Raw genomic sequence first — 18,492 nt, forward strand, 5'->3', positions numbered from 1 at the left:
GGTTCTTCGTTACTTGGTATGGTTCGATAGGGGGTCATAAATCGACTAAATCCTTATCTGGTAAGAGACTTAATTGATTAGTTCGCTCTAGATCAAAAATAATTGACAAAAATCGCTAAATGCCTTTCTATATAAGGGTTACATCCCTTATAACCCCCGTCCATTGCATAACAATTACCGAAGAGCCAGAAATAATCAATGTGTATTGATTAAGAAGTTGGGAGTGAATAGGTTTAACCAAGTAATAGACGAATAATATTACAAAAGATATCATTCCAATAATATTGATGATCTGAATTAAAGGAGTGATCCGGTTTAAATAGAAGATAAGGTCTTTATTTAAATCTGGTTGGTTAACTAGATAAGTTCGACGATGTGCCACTCGATTAAATATTGATCTCATTTCAGGGGTTACTCGAGGATCATCCGTACTTTGTAAGAATTTATTAAGCTAAGACGCATCTTAACCGCCTATCCTTAGATTAGCTGAATTTCCCCCAATCCCTTTACTATTGCCTCTTGCCTCTTGCCTCGTCTCAACAAGCAATTTAAATGCTTGACAGCTTACTACTGACTCGTGGCAAAAATAAATATCCACTCATTTCAGTTAATGAATGAGGAAATTTGGTTAGCCAAAATCCTATATCTATATCATCAAAAGAGAAAGTTTTCCTGTTAATTCTTTTATCGTTAAATGCCTCTTGCAGTTCAGAATTAATTTGAGTAAAAACTTGATACATACTCCTGTCTTCTGTTAAATTGCTTCTTCTAATTGCTTCTATTATTGACCAGTACACCCCATCAATTGCTACTTCTATATTAGTATCTTTTCCACCAATTCTAGTAATTCTCCTAGCCAATTCTTCTTCGATTAGAGGTTTGACTTGATTCAACGTTGGACTCACTTGATAAGCCATTTTTAATTGTTTACGATTTATATTGACAAACTCAAAATCATCTATATTTTGACCATCATCTATACTCTGAATCTGGGAAAAAGTTTCTTTGAAAGCCGATGAGTTACTAATGGATAACGCTGGTAATTCTAGAAAAAAAGCATTTAATAAAGTAAAAACTGTAGTAATTAATAAACTTATAGCAATGGGAATAATACAAATCGGCAAAGCTTCTCGAATAGCTCTTGCTATATTCATTCTATTTCTTAATACAAGAATAACAAAAACAACTAGGTAACTCAGCAAGAACACTATCTGCTCTGGACGGGTAATGAATATTATTCCTAAACACAATCCACCAAGGACAGAAAATATTAGTTTCTTCGCTAAATTTTCTGACATAACAGTTATGATGGTTAAAGCCAAAAGGATATGATATAAGCTAATGGCTATTGTTTCAGTTACAATAGTATTGAAAACCATAAAAGTTGTTATATGAAAAGTTAAAATTGCAAAAACAACTAAGCAGATATATCGAGGAATTTTTAGTCATCTAAAACTAAAAACTAATAATATATTAGAAATAGTGTAAAAAATCTCATGACTAATTCTTAGATAAAAATTCAGAAAATTAGAAACCATTATAAATATCGGATATCCTGGCATATAATCAATTATTGCCTTAGCTTTATTAGTAGGAAACCAAATATTCTGATCTGCCATTAACGCATAGAGCAAGCAATCTCTTGGATGCCCTAAAACTTCACTGTTTCTGATTAAAAAAAACTTAATAATGATAATTGATAAAATCCCACAAGCAAAGAATAATTTATTTATATCTTCGGAAAATATTCTCGTCAATAATTGTTTTTTGGGCATAATATTTAATGCACTTAACTCAATTAAATAACGTCGAAATTGATCTACTAATGGGACTTAGACAAAAAACAAATCGAGAAAAGCCTCAACTCCAATCCCCGCTTGGGATTTACTTCGAGAAGCCCAAAATCGCTGAAACCCAGATATATCAGGGAAAATCATCAATCGAGGTTAACCCTTTGTCCCGTAATGGTTTGAGCCTTTTTTGCTGACCGAAAACGCCTAAGTCCCACTAATAACAAGGAAAACTATCTGCTCTTATGGTCTTTTTTATGCTTATTTAAACCACGAAAACTCCAGTGTTTGTGCAAGAAAAAATTATAAAACATTAAACCTGCACTCACAATTACTACCGATGCCATGTACCATAGTTTAAATACTTCTACCAAAATAAACATCCAAGCCACGTTAATTAATAAGCCAGAAAACATGACATTATAGTACTTTATCAATTCTGGAAAAAAGGTTTTTGTACTTGTATTAAAAGTATAAAACTTATTTAGGCAAAACCCAATAAAACTTGTATAAATTAGAGCAACAACTACCGAAGCAATGTAATGAAATTTGATTTTTTCAGTTAATAAATATATGGAAAAAGTATAAATAATATTACAGGTTAAACCAAAAATAAAAAATCGTCGAAATTGTTGACTAGATAGTAAAGAACAAAATTTGTAAAAACTCTTTTGAAGTAGATTAATCATAATTTAGATTACTTTGGCAATAATTTGGGGTACACGATAGTAACTACTATATCGAATAGAGATAAACTGTCCTCACATATTCAAATCCCTCATGATCATACTCCCCTTTCTGGGATAGGAACCACCCGCGCCCCTGAATTAGTGGCAATTTCTTGGGAACCATCGCTACTGCCATTATCGGCGATTAGCACCTCTCCCGCAATTTTGTGTCGTTCCAGATAATCTCGCGCTTTGCCGATACAGGTGGCCAGGGTTTCCGCCTCGTTGAGACAGGGCATGATGATGGATAATTCTAGAGTAGGTATCTGCTCATTAGAGGCGGCATCTGCCCTGACCTGATTTTCCAGCATAACAATGGCGGTGGAGTCGTTTTGCCCAAGAGTATAACAGGTTATGTACAGCAGTGTCCCAAATTGTTAGCAGACAATCTGCTGATTCTTTTTCCTCTGAGCGGCAATCTATATCTGAAGTTGAATGGCGATCGCTCGGCTGGACTCTCTGACTTTCTTTATTTGGCAATTTGACCCAAATTTTCGATCAACTCAAATTCTGATGCTATCCTCGCCATCCCACCTGATTATTTGCTAAAATTCATGGCCAAATCTCCTTAACCCCAACTGACCTTACATTTGCTCAAAAGCTATCTGCTTGCTACTGAATTTTTGATGCGTCCGGGACGCATCCCACAGCCAAATATCGCCAATTTCCCCCTAGGCTTTGGGTCTTAAATAAACCAGAGACTGTTGCCAAATTAAAGTGGGTTTATCGTAGTGATCGACTAGGTATAGACAGTTAACATCTTGCCAAAGGATGCGACCAACGAGGAGATCATCGGTGCTTAACTTAATTTCTACTTCCCGTTTCTCTTGAATATAGCTCTGTACTTGTTTAATACTCGGCAGACCAGGATCAAATTGAGACATAATGAGTTTATCGATGAGGTGTTCATCCTCTATTATTCCTGTTGAGCAGCTTTTATTGACCATGAAAATCCCCTTTACCAAATATCAAGGCCTGGGCAATGATTTTATTTTGATAGATAACCGTCACAGTCCCGAACCCCTGATCACAGCGGAAATGGCCGTGGCTATGTGCGATCGACATTTTGGCATCGGCGCCGATGGCGTGATTTTTGCGCTTCCCGGCCAAGCAGCAACCGACTACACCATGAGAATTTTCAACTCTGATGGTTCGGAACCAGAAATGTGTGGTAACGGTATTCGCTGTCTAGCCCAATTTATCGCCCGTTTAGAGGCTAACAACGCCATTGGCCGCACCTATCGCATTCATACTCTAGCAGGAACGATTATTCCCCGTTTAGAAGCCAATGAACAGGTAACGGTCGATATGGGGCCGCCGCAACTCCTAGGCAGTGAAATCCCCACCACTTTGGTCAAGGGGTCAGAAAAAGTCCTCGCGGTTCCCCTAGAGGTGGAGGGTAAAGATTGGTTAGTTACTTGCGTTAGTATGGGTAATCCCCACTGTGTCACTTTTGTCGATGATCTGACCTCTATTCCCCTAGAAACTATCGGGCCAAAATTCGAGCATCACCCGGTTTTTCCCCAACGGACTAATGTGGAGTTCGTGGAGGTAATCGCACCGGATTATATGAAGATGCGTGTCTGGGAAAGAGGAGCGGGAATTACTCTCGCTTGCGGTACTGGTGCTTGTGCTGTGGTAGTGGCGGCCCTGTTAACGGCTAAATGCGATCGCCGTTGTACCGTGGAACTCCCCGGTGGTTGTCTTCAGATTCACTGGTCCCAAACCGATAACCGGGTTTACATGACAGGTCCAGCTAAAGCTGTTTTTGAGGGCATTTATGCTATCTAAACCACCCCGTCTGGACGGGGACTGAACTCCCCGAACAACGCAACGGGATTGTTAATTCTTAGAGACTGGTAATCCAAGCAATAATTCCTTTACCGGTTAACAATTCAATGGCTAAAAGAGAGACAAAGCCAATCATGGCCAGTCTGCCATTCAATTTTTCAGCGTTTTTGGTAAAACCGAGACTGCTAGAACTATCAACGTACATTTTCGGTTCAACAGCAAAATTATTCAGTCTTCCTTGTTCTTCGGTGGTGTAGCCGCGGGCAGTCATGGGGAGGCTCCTTTTGGATGATTATGTTAAGAAGTGTAACACATTGTTAAGTTATGTTGCAAATTTTAACAAAAAATTTCTGGAGACTCAGAAAAACTCGATCGGGTATTCAGTCAACGGCAAGGTTCTGGGCTGTCAGGGTAGTGCTATAGTTCTATCTCCTCTGGGTTTATTGAGGAAATTTTGCTTTTTTATTGACAAATTACTCAGATTGTGGTAGCAAAGAGGTGTATGCTTGGCCACCATAGTCAAGGGAAAAACAAAAACTATCTTAAGGTCGCCAGAGGACTGCCGTTAAACTGCGCAGGAGTTAGCGGGGGAAAAATTGCCACCGAAAGCGAACCCGAACGTAGGGAGTCAACTGACCTTGAGCGAAGATGTGCCGAATGGGTTAAGTGTGGGGAGAATAGGGAAAAACCACTAGGAAAAACCTGAATAGAATCTTAATATATAGAGTGCCTAGTAGCCGTAACGATTGCGCTCACTGTTTTTGTAAATTCTATGGCAGAGATTAGCCCAGAGATCAACCTCATGCAGATAGCGACTATACTCAACCAATATCGATTTGAAATGAGAGGATATAAAGCGCAAGAATTAATCGAGCGCTGGTTGCCCATCTATTCGCTAAATTGGATTCGCATGGCGATTTTAGAGGCACTCTATCAGGGACGTTACAAAGTCATTTCGGTGGAGGAAATCCTCAAAATTTGGCACCGTCGCGGCCATCCTACCTTTCATTTTACGGGGGAATTCGAGCGCTTGGTTTGTAAAAACTTGCTAGATTCCCAGTTAGATGGCAAAAAACCAGCAGTTATCCCTAAACGGGAACAGATCAATATACCTTCTCCCACCCTTGAGCAGCCCTGTCCAGAGCCAGAAGCGGGAAAAGCCGATAATAATGGCACAGTAGCCACGAGTAAAGATTCTTTACTCAACTTAGAAACTTCTCTTTTTAATGATCCTCGCAAAGGGATGAGTAATGTGGAGGAATTATTCTCGCAGTTAACCCCGGAAACGCCCAAATTCCCTGAATTAGAATCAGTGCCTAAATCGCCTAACGGTCCTGGAACTAGGGAGAATTTTCCGGCTAATTTTAAACCGGCAATCGATGAGTTTATCCCTTTGTTAGACCCTTCGGAATTGTATCCCAAATTAAAAGCTGTGGCTCGATCGCAGTCTAAGTAGGGTTGGCTGAAAAAGTTTTTCGGTGGTGGCAGGGTGTGGGGTGTGGGGTGTGGGGTGGTGGGGTACTGACACCAATTAATTCCCCGCCCTCAAGAAAAAAAATCGCCCTGACGATTAAAATAGAGTTAACTTTTCCCCTCAAGGCTCTGCTCAATTAACTAGCATTATGACATCCTCCTATTTTGGTCTAGAAACCGAAGAAAATAAACTAATTAACTCTAATAATCTCTCGTTCGCCGCTTCTCTTGGTATTCATGCCCTAATTTTAGCGATTATCTTACCTAATTTCCTCAATAATCCAGCGCAGGAGCCAAAAAAGGATTTACGCAACGTCAATCTGATTGAATTGAACCCTCTAGAGCAGTCACGTCTTCCCAGTCTCGACTCCTCCCTGTCCAGCTTACCGGAACTGCCTAACCCCAATTTGTCTTCTTCCTCTTTGCCTCCTCTCCCCCCCATGGATGGCATCCATAACAGCACCTTACCTCCTTTACCCTCGGTTTCTTCCCTTCCCCCTTTACCTTCCTTACCTGCTTTACCTCCCCTCTCCTCTTTGCCCTCCGTCAATATCTATTCTCCTCCCGTGGCATCTATTCCCTCTCTGGGTAGATTACCGATTCCTCGCAATTTTCCCACTTCTACCCCCAGTTTACCTGGTCCTTCTTCTGTTCCCACGCTGCCAGAGAATAATAATCTGCCGAGGGAGACTAATAACCAGCAGGTGCGGCCTTACTTCGATCCCTACCAAGATAATCTAACTTTAGATAGATTGCGAAATTCGCCCCTTAGTGCATCGCAACAGGCGCAGCAACAATTAAACAATTCCTTGGCCCGCACGTCGGAGCCGAATGGTCAATCGCCCATTGATGAACAGCGTCGTCAACAATTAATGTGGGAAATGCGAGAACGTTTGCGCTCCCTAGAGGCGGACAAAAGCAATACCAGTAACGAGGATGCCATGAGAAATAATCTGGCTTGGCTGGCCAGAGTCCAAAAAACTAATCCTAACGCCTTAAATGAACTAAATCAGCCCAATCAGGGCAGCAGAGGCATAACTACCGTCAATTTGACCGGTAATTATCCCGCTACGGCTTGTTCCCGTCAATTGGCGGGGACGGCGGTTTATGGGGTGACGGTGGATGGTCAAGGCCGCCTCAGCAGTGAACCCCAGTTGATTAAAAGTGCTGGCTTCCCGATTTTCAATCAACAGGCAGCTAGGGAAGTAAGCTTAACTCGCTTTAATAATCCCAGTGGTGAGTCGAGAAGCTATCATGTGCGAGTCAGTTTTGCCCCTAACCCGGAAGTGTGCCGAGGTGCGATCGCTAATCCCCCAAAACCGGAGGGTAGTAACCTCAATACCCGTAACTCCCCCCCCGTAACGCCGGCAATTGAAACCCCGCTTCGTCCCAATCAAACCCCGCAACCCGCCGTTAGCCCCCAACCGGATAACGTCAAGCAGCCCGAAACCACAGGTCCAAATCCACCCCAAACCCAGCCAGAACCGCCCAAAGAAGCGATAATCGAAGAAAAAGCCCCAGAAGCTCCTCCCCAAACCCCCGCTCTTAATCAGCCGGAGGGTTCCCCCGCTAGTCCCCCCACTAGCCAAAATCCTCAACCCCTGAGCGAGGAAGCTTTGCCCCCCGGTCCGCCGGCGGAAGCTAAAACTGAACCAGAAAGTTAGGCCTTTTCAGTTATCAGTTATCAGTTATCAGTTATCAGTTATCAGATGTGAGTTATCAGATGTGAGTTTTAGGTTTACTGATCACTGAAAAAAACTCCCGGCTACTGACTCCTGACTCCTGACTCCTAACCCCACCAACAAACTTTTTGCCGCAAACCCTACTTAAATGATTTCCACTTCCCAGATACCCGATTCTTTTGTCTCACCTTGCCGTCGCGCCTCCGTTAGTCGTACTACCAAAGAAACCGATGTACAGGTGACGATCGATCTTGATGGTAGCGGCAATTGTCGCGCCCAGACAGGAATTCCCTTTCTTGATCATATGTTGCAGCAAATCGCCTCCCACGCTGCGATCGATCTCGATGTGCGCGCCACCGGAGATCTAGAAATTGATGACCATCACACCAATGAAGACGTGGGAATCACCCTTGGACAAGCTTTACTGCAAGCTTTGGGGGACAAAAAAGGGATCGTCCGTTTCGGGCATTTTGTCGCCCCTCTCGATGAAGCTTTAGTGCAGGTTGCCCTCGATTTTTCCGGTCGTCCCCACCTCAGTTATGGTCTAGAAATTCCCACCCAAAGAGTGGGAACCTACGATACTCAGCTAGTGCGGGAATTTTTTGTTGCTTTGGTCAATCACAGTCAAATGACCCTACATATTCGCCAATTAGACGGGATTAATTCCCATCATATTATTGAGGCTACTTTTAAAGCTTTTGCCCGGGCGATGAGTATGGCCATAGCGATCGATCCCCGTCGCGCCGGTATAATTCCCAGTTCTAAGGGAGTTTTATAGAAGCACTGCTTAACCCGAATTAACGTTAGCTTAGAAGCCCATAATTTGAGCCACTTGCGTTAATTCGGGATCAATCCCAGATTTTAGTTGGTTATTGCTGTATTTTACCGCCGAATCTGGGTCTTTTAGTCCATTGCCCGTTAAAACACACACTACGGTGGCTCCATCGGGAACCTGTTGATGCACTTTTAATAATCCTGCCACAGAAGCGGCGCTGGCTGGTTCACAGAAAACCCCCTCTTGGCCCCCTAAAATCCGATAGGCTGCCAATATTTCCTCATCGCTGACTGCGTGAAATTGCCCTTGACTAGCGTGACTAGCGGCCCAAGCTTTTTCCCAGTTAGCGGGGTTGCCGATACGGATAGCCGTGGCTAGGGTTTCGGGATGGTCAACCGGTTGTTTGGAGATAAAAGGGGCAGCCCCGGCGGCCTGAAAACCCATCATCTTCGGCAGTCGGTCACATTTGCCTATCTGGTGATACTGACAGAATCCCATCCAATAGGCGCTAATATTGCCCGCATTACCCACGGGAATACATAACCAGTCGGGGGCATTACCCAAGACATCGACAATCTCGAAAGCGGCGGTTTTTTGACCCTCTAAACGGTAGGGATTGACGGAATTGACTAAAGTTACGGGATAATTTTCTGATAGTTGGCGGACAATCTTGAGGGCATCATCGAAGTTGCCATTAATAGCGATGACTTCGGCTCCATACAATAAAGCCTGGGCTAATTTTCCTAAGGCCACATAACCATCGGGGATAATCACAAAGGCCCGCATCCCGGCTCTTCTTGCATAGGCTGCCGCCGCCGCCGAGGTGTTGCCGGTACTGGCACAAATCACCGCTTTTGCCCCTTCTTCTTTAGCTTTCGAGATGGCCATGGTCATGCCCCGGTCTTTAAAGCTGCCGGTGGGATTTAAACCATCATATTTGACAAAAACCTTGACATCGCGCCCGATTTGTGCTGAGAGATAGGGGGCGGGGATCAGGGGTGTATTGCCTTCTAGGAGGGTAATTACAGGGGTTTTACTGCTTACGGGCAGAAATTGGCGATATTCTTCGATCAAACCGCGCCAGCCGCCGATAGACGATGATTTAGTGGGTGATTGGGGGATCGATCGAGAAATAATTGTCATAGCCTTAAGGATACAGATTTGATTAGATGGCCCAGCTTCCTATTTTATCGAATAAGCAGGCCAAAAAATTAATCTCGATCGCCCAGTTGGGATTCATGGGGGTTAAAACAGGGATGCGGGGAGATAACAGGCAGTAACAGCCAATAAATGACCTTTTTGGTCAAAAAATAGCTATTGTATCGCTATAAATCTGATTTTTTGCCCTTTTTGTCTTTCAGAAGTTGATTTAACTTAGTGTCAGCAGAAGTCCCTCGCTTTTAGCGATGGGATGAATGCTGACCAGCATATAGACAATTCTATAAAGTTGTGTTATCATAAATATAGATTCTTGATAACAGCCATGTACAAAGCATATAAATTCACAATAAAACCCAATACCGAGCAAGAAATAGCCTTAGCTAAAGGCTTCGGCTGTTGTCGCTGGTTTTGGAACTATTCCTTGAATTTATGCCAAGAAACCTATAAAACCACAGGAAAAGGGCTAACACGAAACTATATTCAGGGACTATTGCCTAGTCTCAAAAAAGAATATGAGTGGTTGACAGATGCTTATTCTCAGTGCTTACAGGTTGTTGCTTTGAACTTATCGCAAGCTTATCAAAATTTCTTTGAAAAACGGGCTAGATTACCAAGATTCAAGTCCAAACATGGTAGGCAATCAATTAGCTATCCAGCTAATGTCAAGTTTGAAGGTGACTACCTCAAATTACCGGGTAAAGTTGGATTAGTTTATTGTGTGCGTCATCGGGAATTTGAAGGAACAATTAAAACCGTTACTATCTCAAAAACTCCAGACGGTAAATACTACGCTTCTATTTTAGTTGATGACGAATTGGAGTTGCCTGAGACATCAAAGGATGGCAAAGGCATAGGAATTGATTTAGGACTTACTCATTTTGCCATTACCAGCAATGGTAGTAAGTATGAGAATCCTAGACATTTAGCTAAACATCAACGTAATTTAAAGCGTAAACAACAAAAGTTATCCCGTAAAAAGAAGGGAAGTAACAACCGTCAAAAAGCTAGACGTAAAGTAGCTAAAGTTCACTCTAAAATCTCAAGATGTCGTGAGGATTTTCTCCACAAGCTATCCCGTAAGATAGTTAACGAAAACCAAGTTATTGCGGTAGAAAATCTCAATGTTAAAGGCATGGTACGCAATCATAATTTAGCTAAGGCTATTAGTGATTGTGGTTGGGGAATGTTTTGTACAATGCTTAAATACAAGGCAGAATGGGAAGGAAAAACTTATATCGAAGTTGATAGGTTTTTCCCTAGTTCTAAAACTTGTAATGTCTGTCTAAATCAAGTAGCGAGTTTACCACTTGATGTTAGAACATGGACTTGTGAGCATTGCAAAACAACCCATGATCGTGATATAAATGCGGCGATAAACATCAAAAATGAAGCCTTACGGATACTTGTACTGAGCAAAGCCGAAGTATTGTCGTTAGGAACTAGCGATACTGCCTATAGAGGGGATGTAAGACCAAAAGTTGGGCGTAAGTCCGTCTTGAGGCAATCCCCCGTGAAATAGGAAGCTCTCAACTCTGTTGAGAGTAGTTCACTTAGCTGGTTATAATTAAATTGAAGATGGCTCCCCCCTGCTTGATAAGGGGGGTTTGATCCCCCCTGCCCCCCTTGATAAGGGGGGTGTCTGACAGTTAACACCTAACTACTTAATAAACCATCACCGGGTAAATAGCCAGAGATAGAAATTATGAAGGAAAGCACCGTCCCCAGAATTAATCTCGCTCCTAAACTCAGACGCGATTTATCTTTATGGAATCCTTTTGATTATCTTTTGCTGTTGTACTGGGTGTTTTATTTTCCCCAAGCAGTGCGCTGGTATGTGGAAACGAGAGACGGCGGCGATAAATTAAAAGAACAGAAAACATGGCGCGATAGAATACAATTTCTCCGCGACCATCCCGTACAATTGCGTCTAAGGATTCAGTATCTTCTCTTAACTGTAATTATCGTTCTAATTATCTGTAGCATAGCAGCAAATTTAGGACTTTCTGTTAATTGGGGGGACGTGCTGTCGGGCGCGGTGTGGGGCGCGCTGTGGGGCGCGGTGTCGGGCGCGGTGTTGGGCGCGGTGTTTGCCGTGGTGGGGGGCGCGGTGTCGGGCGTGGCGTTGGGCGTGGTGTTCGGCGTGTTCGGCGTGTTCGGCGCGGTGTTGGGCGCGGTGTTGGGCGTGTTGGGCGCGATGTGGGGCGCGGTGTGGGGCGGGGTGTTGGTCATGGCGTGGGGCGGGGTGTGGCTCGCGTCAAGGAAGACAAGGTCGGGCGTGGGCGAGTTGTCGAGCGTGTGGTTTTGGGTGGTGTGGGGCGTGGCGTTGGGCGTGGTGTTCGGCGTGTTCGGCGTGTTGGGCGCGGTGTCGGTCGTGGTGTGGGGCGTGGTGCGGGGCGTGTTGTTGGGCGTGGTGTTGGGCGTGGGGTTAGTGTTCTTGGGCGTGGCGTTGGGCGTGGTGGGGGGCGCGGAGTCGGTCGCGGAGTCGGTCGTGGTGTTGGGCGTGGTGTCGGGCGCGGTGTCGGGCTTGGCGTTCGGCGTGGGGTTCGGCGTGGTGTTCGGCGTGTTCGGCGTGTCGGGCGTGTCGGGCGCGGTGTCGGGCTTGGCGTTCGGCGTGGTGTTAGGCGTGGTGTTTATATTCGCCTTTTTCCGTCCTGATAATTGGCTAATCGGGCTTTTGGCGGGCCACCAAGGGCGACTTTTTCCCCGTATTACCCTTCTACCGCTGCCGGGGTTAACCTCGACTCTACAACAATGGTTACAGCAAGACTGGGAAACAGCTATTAATAACCTCAATCAATACCTTCGGTACAGCCGCCAGTTTATTCCTGTCCTTGCCGCTGTTAATCGCGTTTTACCGCAATTCCCAGAGGCAGAAATTCTCTATCGCGTCTCCCGTCTGGCAGAAAATCCCTCCGATTGGCAATTGTTAAAATGTGCGTCGGCGAAACCGTTTTTTTTTCCTGACAGCCAAATCCGTCTAGATACTCCTGCTCGCGCCGCCGCCGCTGGTTTTTGGTATCTTCACCAACAGGACACCGAAAAAGCCGAAACAGCCTTTGCTGTGGTACGTTCCCTCGCCTACGGGGAAGAAATGTATAGCCTCGCCCAAACTTTACACCGATTTAGTCAGGCAGCAACTTTCGATAGTATCGCTTCCCTGGAGGTTGCCCCTATTGCCGCAGAACCGTCATTACGTCCGCAAACTTGGCAAGCTATCAGCAGTTTAAATCGAGTTATCGCAGAAGTAGCTTTAGTCCAGAGAAGTAGAGATCGGATTATCGGGGAATTAAGCGATATAATCGACCGACAGGCTGCCAATTTACCCCTAGCAGAAAAAGCATTAATCCTTTCTATCGCCCAAAAATGGAAAACTTGCTGTTCTTCTAGCTTGTAAGCTAAGACGCATTTAAACCGCTTATTCTTAGATTAGCCGAATTTCCCGCCCCCTGCCCCTAGGGTTGATTCATAGGAGGGTTGATTCATGAATCAACCCTACCCTACTTAGGGGGGGGTTGGGGGAAAATGGGTCTTAGCTTACCCACACCTGGCCCCGACGAAAAACTTTAGTATAATCAAGAACACTGAGTATTTATTAGCTTTTCTGTCTAAGATTGATGTTAAAGGCTGTTCTGTTCGATTTTAATGGGGTGATCATCAATGATGAACCGATCCATCAAGAGTTAATCAATGAAATCTTGCTTGGGGAAAATTTGCTGCCCCTAGGGTCGGAATTTGCGGAGTTATGTCTGGGAAGAAGCGATCGCGTCTGTTTGCGTAATGTTCTCACCCGTCGCGGTCGTCAAGTAACCGAGGAGTATCTGACCAAGTTAATTAACAAAAAAGCGAGTTTATACCGAGAAAGATTAGGAAAATTAGAGAAACTTCCTATTTATGAAGAGATATACTCTTTTTTAAAACGGGTTAAGGCCAGGGATCTACAAATCGGTTTGGTGACGGGAGCAATACGCTCGGAAGTAGAATCGATCTTGCAACAGACGGGCCTTGGGGATTACTTTAGTGTCATTGTCACCGGTGATGAGATCAGCACCAGTAAACCTCAACCGGATGGTTATTTACTGGCCGTAGAAAGATTCAATCGTTGGAATTTTAATCTACAGTTGCAACCCTGGGAATGTCTGGTGATTGAAGATACTTTTGTCGGTTGCGAAGCGGCAAAAAGAGCGGGAATGCAGGTGGTGGGAATCGCTCATACCTATCCCTTCCATTTTATGCAGAGAGTGTCCAACTGGGCGATCGATAATTTCTCCCAACTAGATCTCGATCGCGTGGAGAAAACTTTTAGCCAAATCGGGGAAATAACCGAGCGATCGGGATTTTTAGGCAATCTATGACCATCTAGAGGCGATTAACAAGCCGAAAATCTCTACTTGCAAAAATTGGCAATTAGTGTTATGCTAACGAAAGTGCTAAGAAAATGCGGGTGTAGTTTAGTGGTAAAACCCTAGCCTTCCAAGCTAATGATAGGGGTTCGATTCCCCTCACCCGCTTAAGCTGTTGTGCAGTAAACGTCTAAGGAATTATCGGTAATATCAACGGCGATTCTGACTTAGAGATCGCTATCTTCTAAATATCTCCGTAAATCTTTGGTGCGCTGCTCGGTGACATCTGCCAAGCAATTACTGTAAATCATGGGAGCTAGAGAGCCTCCCTCATAGGCGCTTCTTTCAAATTCGCAACTGCTGTCTCTAAACTTAATCCAAGCTTGTTGGGCGGTAATTAATTTTTGTTTGCGAGCAGCTGACAGTTTTGGCAGTAGTTGTCGATAAACTTGATTTAACTTGCGATCGGCGTTTTGATAAGCGATGCTGGCGCAAATGTTCATTTGGCTTTGAGTCTGGGGATTGTTACAGTTAGGACGTTGAGCTAGTTGCAAGTTTGTCGCTGCAGATGTGGGACTGGCAATGCTAGGGGTAGCCATCCCGACGGCCAATAAACTTGCTATGCTTGATACGGTTAGCAAAAACTTGTGCATGGCTACTTACTTTAATGACGGTAAGAAGAAGATAACAGAAATGCGATCAAACCGACCATAGCTTTTTCATTCTGCTCAATTCGTTGGTTGGCTTGGTTAACTATATTTCATTATTTCCAAAAAAGAAAATTAGAGGAGTTGATAACTAAAAAACCCAGACGGGAACTCGTTTATAAGCGGGGGTTCCACAGCGAGGATCGATTTTAGCTTTGAATAAAACATTGGTTTCGGGATAGAACATAAAGCCAACACCTTCGCGAATCGGACCGAAAATAAGTTCGATATTTTCTAATTTGCCGGCATCTCCTTGGACGGTGACTCGTTGATGTTCTTGAAGGCCCGCTTTTTTGGCATCTTCGACGTTGATCAATAAACAATGACGGTGAGGCATTCCCCGATATTTATCGCCCACTTGATAAACGACGGTATTATGTTGTCCATAACTGCGTCCTGTTCCGAGAATCAGGGCAATTCCGGGGGCATTTTCCGGTTGGTTAAAATCTTGCTTTTGCGGCGCTTTTAAAGTGGGTAAAAGCGTGACAGACATTTGCGCTTTTCCGGTCGATGTTGGAAAATGGGGTTCGGTAAAAATCCGTCCGCTAATGGTAAATTCTGTTTGGGTTTGATCTAATTGCCCGATCTTTTCATAACCCGGAATCGTTTTGGCGATTAACTGACGAATATAGGCGGTATCGTGTAATCTCGACCAATCAATCGGGTTTGTGCCTAAAACCTTGACGGCAATATTTGTTAACAGTTCTACTTCCGAGATAATATCGACATGGGAACCCTGTAGATGACTGCTTCCCCGCTCGTTAAAACGGACAAAATTATTGCCCGATTCGGTGGTTGTCGGGTGAGGATTTTCAAAACGAGCGAATACGGGTAAAATTATCGTATTTTGTCGGGCTAATCCCTGAAAATGTCCTAAATTTGGCTTAGTAGCTACATAAAAAATCGTATCAATTTGAGCTAAGGCTTTTTTGGCTTGAGTTAAATCTGGATTTGCGCCATAAAGATTACCTCCCAAACAGAAAAGGGTGTTGATTTTTCCCCGTTCGGCCGCTTCAATTAATGCCCTGGTATCATAACCGCCAGTTATATTTAATGGCTTTCCTAAAAGTTGAGAAAGTGCCTCGGCGATTTCCTGACGTAATCTCACTGTAACGCCCATAGAACCGAAGCCCTGTACATTAGAATGACCCCGGATTGGCATGGTTCCGGCTCCGGTTTTGCCAGCATTACCCGTGAGTAAGGCCGTGTTAGCGATACTGATGATATTATCTACCCCGTTTTCCTGTTGTGTAACCCCCATCGCCCAAGCGAAAACCACTCGCTCTAAATTGCCGAAAAGGGCGGCGGTTGCTTCAATTTCTTCTCGGGATAAACCGCAGGTTTTAGTAATAGTTTCCCAGGGTATTTGTCGGGCGTAATCTATAACAGATTGCCAATTTTCTGTATGGGATTCGAGATAATCCCACCGCACTAAATTTTGTTCGATCAAAGATTTTTGTAATCCGACGAATAGGGCGGTATCGCTACCCGGAATCGGCTGTAGGTAGAGAGTAGAAATATCGGAACCGCCCCGCAATAAAGATTTAATCGGAAAAGCGGGCGAGGAGAATTTGACCAATCCGACTTCAATTTGCGGGTTAATAATAATAATTTTACCGCCGCGATCACGAATTTGAATTAATTCATTCATCAGGCGAGGATGATTAGCCGGAGCGTTAGAACCGATCAATACCACACAATCGGCTTGTTTTAAACTTTCCAGACTGACCATTGAAGTCCCGGAGCCGAAAACCTGTTTTAATCCTACGGTGGAGGCGGCATGACAGAGATCGGAACAATCGGCTAAATTATTACTTCCTAATGCCCGGAAAAATAATTGTAAGAGATAGGCGGCTTCATTAGAAGAACGTCCCGAACTATAGGAGGCTAGAGTCTCGGACGGTTGATGAAAAGCTTGTTCAGCTAATCGATAAACTTCTTCCCAGCTAATACGTTGATAGTGACTTTCTCCGGCTTTTAAGAGGACGGGATAACTAAAACGACCCAAGCGGTCGCATTCTAAGGAGGTTAAGGACTGTAATTGAGCGAGATGATAGGTTTGAAAAAAATCGGTTTTAATACCTGGCATTAATTCGGAAGTAATTGCCTCGACACTTTTGAGACAACGTTGCAGACTTTCCCCCGCTTCGTTGACAAAACCGCCTTTTTGTCCCCCCGTTCCCCAAGCGCAAGCTAAACAGGCACTTTTATGATTTAAGGTTTGCCAGAGTTTAACCCCTTGAGGAGAGAGAGTTTTTTCTGCCCAATATTGCAATACGGGAAAACCCCCGCCCGCCTCAATTTTGTTGGATGTTTCTCGTTCGTTCATCGTTTTTTTCTCTCGATTTTTTCTCAAATTCATCCGATAGGGAGAGTGTACCCAGTACAGTTGAGTTTATCACCATTTTTTAAAAAGTGCATCAGCAAGGCATAAACGACTGGGTAAGCTACGGTTAGTTGTTGACAATATCCCCTGATTGTGATTTTATCAAACTAGGGAGAGGTCTATTGAAATGATAATTCCGATGGATGAAAATGAAGACTTTCAACATTTAGAAGAGATGATTGTTAACGAAACGGATATCTTCGAGATCGCGCGTTGGGTCAACTTCTCCACGCACTCCTTACTTGCTGTCCAGACAGGGGAGCGTCTGTGTTAAAGCCGGACTTGACAGTAACCTCAACGGACAAACTACCATCAGGGTTTAGGGATGATTCTTCATGGTTTGAGCGGACTTTTCTCCCAATCTTGCTAACAATTAGGAACGGGAATTAATCGACCCAATTTTCTAAGAATAAATGAGGAATTTGTCTAAAATGTCGCAGATTTCTGGTTACTAGCCGGGCTTGATTAGCTAAGGCGATACTAGCAATTAACAGGTCAGACCTGCCAATTTTGCGAAATTTAGAAATATCTTGTAAGCGGTCAAATTGATTGGCTGCATTTGGGTCAATTAAAATTACAGGAAGTTGATTTAATAAGGTTTCTGAACGAGAGAAAAGCTCTTGTGCTTTCAGTAAATCACTCCCTGAAAAAGCCTTAAGCAGATAATCTATCCGCCCGCGCAAAATTTCGATCTTGGTGATAATCGTAATGGCGACTTTCTCATCTTGTAAGTTTTCCAATCTATTAATAACGTTAGTGTTACCTGAGTGGAGATGAGTTACAGTATCCGTGTCAAGAAGATACATCATTGTCAGTTTCCGAACGTCCCCTGGCTTGGTAAATAGAATCTCTTAGGTCGGCCAAAGAACTATCATCGCTTAAAGCACCTGCCTGTTGCAGAAAAATAGCTTTACTATTTGGCGAAGAGTTAGAAGGAAAGGAAGTCTTCAAGGTTTTAGCCTCTTGCTCTAATAAAGTATCGCTGTTTAATTGTTCTGATTTTGGAGTAATTGTCATAATTGCTCCTGATTATTTATTAATATTTTATCATAATGGGTATGGAAAAACTCTCAGTACAGGAAAAAAATTGTAAGGAATGAAGAAAATTGCGATGATTGGGCAGAGATTTCCTCGGACAAACTACCATCAGGGTTTAGGGATGATTCTTCATGGTTTGGACGGGCTGGAGTTTTAATTTTCCCTGAATCTTTGTAGCAGTTCTTCACGAGATAAATTCGCTAAAGAAAGAAGCAATCCGGTGCGTTCCGAGATGGGAAGTTGGGCGATCCGTTCCACCAGACCAGATAATTCCGAATCTAGGGGGCTAAAGCGTCCTTCCAGAAGACTGGCTATCATGGAATACCGTTCTTCTAAACTACCTTGTTGTATCCCTTCTTGCTTTCCTTCTAATTTCCACTCTTCCCTTTGTTGTAAATAAGCTGGTGATAAGTTCATGATGTCCTCCTGTTCTTCGGTACTTAAATTATCTCTCAATTCTAAGTTTTTGCGCCAGTTGGACAGAATTTCTAATAAATTCTCTCGAAAAGGATTGCGTTCTGGCAGTTCAACTAACTCTTCAACTGCTCGTTTTTGAGTTCCTCCTTTACCTAATACCCTCAACCATAAGGTGTCTTCAATTACTGGTAATTGATGAATGAC

Annotated in this window: 18 protein-coding genes, 1 tRNA gene and 2 pseudogenes; 9 read left to right on the forward strand and 12 right to left on the reverse strand. The window is 43.8% G+C overall.

Annotation, left to right across the window (positions count from 1 at the left end; all coding sequences use genetic code 11):
• Window positions 1–548: 548 nt before the first annotated feature.
• The 5 genes and pseudogenes from O9295_RS18815 to O9295_RS18835 all read right to left on the reverse strand — a co-directional run bounded on the left by O9295_RS18815 (window position 549) and on the right by O9295_RS18835 (window position 3,402).
• On the reverse strand, window positions 549–1,379 hold the full coding sequence (locus tag O9295_RS18815) for a hypothetical protein (RefSeq protein ID WP_288034479.1): 831 nt from the start codon (window positions 1,377–1,379) through the stop codon (window positions 549–551).
• Between the two features lie 66 nt (window positions 1,380–1,445).
• Window positions 1,446–1,775 (reverse strand): hypothetical protein, encoded by a 330-nt coding sequence (locus O9295_RS18820; protein WP_288034481.1) that lies wholly within the window; start codon window positions 1,773–1,775, stop codon window positions 1,446–1,448.
• A gap of 248 nt (window positions 1,776–2,023) precedes the next feature.
• Window positions 2,024–2,479 (reverse strand): GtrA family protein, encoded by a 456-nt coding sequence (locus tag O9295_RS18825; protein ID WP_288034483.1) that lies wholly within the window; start codon window positions 2,477–2,479, stop codon window positions 2,024–2,026.
• Between the two features lie 101 nt (window positions 2,480–2,580).
• Window positions 2,581–2,829: pseudogene (locus O9295_RS18830) on the reverse strand (glycosyltransferase); the annotation flags it as partial.
• 360 nt (window positions 2,830–3,189) lie between these two features.
• Window positions 3,190–3,402, reverse strand: coding sequence for an Hfq-related RNA-binding protein (locus O9295_RS18835; protein ID WP_002756689.1), 213 nt, complete (start codon window positions 3,400–3,402; stop codon window positions 3,190–3,192).
• A 61-nt stretch (window positions 3,403–3,463) separates the two neighbouring features.
• Here O9295_RS18835 and dapF point away from each other — a divergent pair, with 61 nt between their 5' ends.
• Window positions 3,464–4,309: a diaminopimelate epimerase gene (gene dapF, locus O9295_RS18840; RefSeq protein ID WP_288034489.1), complete on the forward strand. Its 846-nt coding sequence runs from the start codon at window positions 3,464–3,466 to the stop codon at window positions 4,307–4,309.
• Window positions 4,310–4,367: 58 nt separating this feature from the next.
• Here dapF and O9295_RS18845 read toward each other — a convergent pair whose 3' ends face one another.
• Window positions 4,368–4,580, reverse strand: coding sequence for a CAB/ELIP/HLIP family chlorophyll-binding protein (locus O9295_RS18845; RefSeq protein ID WP_002756687.1), 213 nt, complete (start codon window positions 4,578–4,580; stop codon window positions 4,368–4,370).
• Window positions 4,581–5,081: 501 nt separating this feature from the next.
• Here O9295_RS18845 and O9295_RS18850 point away from each other — a divergent pair.
• The 3 genes from O9295_RS18850 (at window position 5,082) to hisB (ending at window position 8,242) form a co-directional block, all read left to right on the forward strand.
• Window positions 5,082–5,765, forward strand: coding sequence for a hypothetical protein (locus O9295_RS18850; RefSeq protein WP_288034492.1), 684 nt, complete (start codon window positions 5,082–5,084; stop codon window positions 5,763–5,765).
• A gap of 166 nt (window positions 5,766–5,931) precedes the next feature.
• Window positions 5,932–7,446, forward strand: a complete 1,515-nt coding sequence (locus tag O9295_RS18855; RefSeq protein ID WP_288034494.1) for an energy transducer TonB — start codon at window positions 5,932–5,934, stop codon at window positions 7,444–7,446.
• A gap of 166 nt (window positions 7,447–7,612) precedes the next feature.
• Entirely contained in the window at window positions 7,613–8,242 is a 630-nt protein-coding gene (gene hisB / locus O9295_RS18860; RefSeq protein WP_002782099.1) for an imidazoleglycerol-phosphate dehydratase HisB, read from the forward strand.
• A gap of 30 nt (window positions 8,243–8,272) precedes the next feature.
• Here the strand turns inward: hisB and thrC are convergent, their stop codons facing one another.
• Window positions 8,273–9,382: a threonine synthase gene (gene thrC / locus O9295_RS18865; RefSeq protein ID WP_288034496.1), complete on the reverse strand. Its 1,110-nt coding sequence runs from the start codon at window positions 9,380–9,382 to the stop codon at window positions 8,273–8,275.
• Between the two features lie 340 nt (window positions 9,383–9,722).
• Between thrC and tnpB the strand changes: the two genes are divergently transcribed.
• From tnpB to O9295_RS18885, 4 genes are all read left to right on the forward strand, one after another.
• Window positions 9,723–10,919 (forward strand): IS200/IS605 family element RNA-guided endonuclease TnpB, encoded by a 1,197-nt coding sequence (tnpB, locus tag O9295_RS18870; RefSeq protein ID WP_045357087.1) that lies wholly within the window; start codon window positions 9,723–9,725, stop codon window positions 10,917–10,919.
• Window positions 10,920–11,102: 183 nt separating this feature from the next.
• The gene (locus tag O9295_RS18875; RefSeq protein ID WP_353851875.1) at window positions 11,103–12,794 is read left to right on the forward strand and encodes a hypothetical protein; all 1,692 of its coding nucleotides are present in this window, start codon (window positions 11,103–11,105) and stop codon (window positions 12,792–12,794) included.
• Between the two features lie 220 nt (window positions 12,795–13,014).
• Window positions 13,015–13,752, forward strand: coding sequence for an HAD family hydrolase (locus O9295_RS18880; protein ID WP_288034501.1), 738 nt, complete (start codon window positions 13,015–13,017; stop codon window positions 13,750–13,752).
• A gap of 85 nt (window positions 13,753–13,837) precedes the next feature.
• Window positions 13,838–13,908 (forward strand) — tRNA-Gly (locus O9295_RS18885).
• A 59-nt stretch (window positions 13,909–13,967) separates the two neighbouring features.
• Here O9295_RS18885 and O9295_RS18890 read toward each other — a convergent pair.
• Complete coding sequence (locus tag O9295_RS18890; protein WP_288034504.1) at window positions 13,968–14,393, reverse strand: lysozyme inhibitor LprI family protein; 426 nt, start codon at window positions 14,391–14,393, stop codon at window positions 13,968–13,970.
• Window positions 14,394–14,538: 145 nt separating this feature from the next.
• The gene (locus O9295_RS18895) at window positions 14,539–16,776 is read right to left on the reverse strand and encodes an FdhF/YdeP family oxidoreductase (RefSeq protein ID WP_288034507.1); all 2,238 of its coding nucleotides are present in this window, start codon (window positions 16,774–16,776) and stop codon (window positions 14,539–14,541) included.
• Window positions 16,777–16,972: 196 nt separating this feature from the next.
• Here O9295_RS18895 and O9295_RS18900 point away from each other — a divergent pair, with 196 nt between their 5' ends.
• A complete protein-coding gene (locus O9295_RS18900; protein ID WP_288034508.1) occupies window positions 16,973–17,107 on the forward strand; it encodes a hypothetical protein in 135 nt (44 codons plus the stop codon).
• A gap of 112 nt (window positions 17,108–17,219) precedes the next feature.
• Here the strand turns inward: O9295_RS18900 and O9295_RS18905 are convergent, their stop codons facing one another.
• From O9295_RS18905 to O9295_RS18915, 3 genes and pseudogenes are all read right to left on the reverse strand, one after another.
• Window positions 17,220–17,642, reverse strand: coding sequence for a type II toxin-antitoxin system VapC family toxin (locus O9295_RS18905; RefSeq protein WP_288034511.1), 423 nt, complete (start codon window positions 17,640–17,642; stop codon window positions 17,220–17,222).
• Entirely contained in the window at window positions 17,626–17,850 is a 225-nt protein-coding gene (locus tag O9295_RS18910; protein WP_016516632.1) for a hypothetical protein, read from the reverse strand. The genes O9295_RS18905 and O9295_RS18910 overlap by 17 nt, the downstream gene beginning before the upstream one ends.
• Before the next feature lie 174 nt (window positions 17,851–18,024).
• Window positions 18,025–18,492: pseudogene (locus O9295_RS18915) on the reverse strand (hypothetical protein); the annotation flags it as partial.

The sequence above is a fragment of the Microcystis sp. LE18-22.4A genome (assembly GCF_027531105.1).
GTDB classification, from domain to species: domain Bacteria; phylum Cyanobacteriota; class Cyanobacteriia; order Cyanobacteriales; family Microcystaceae; genus Microcystis; species Microcystis aeruginosa.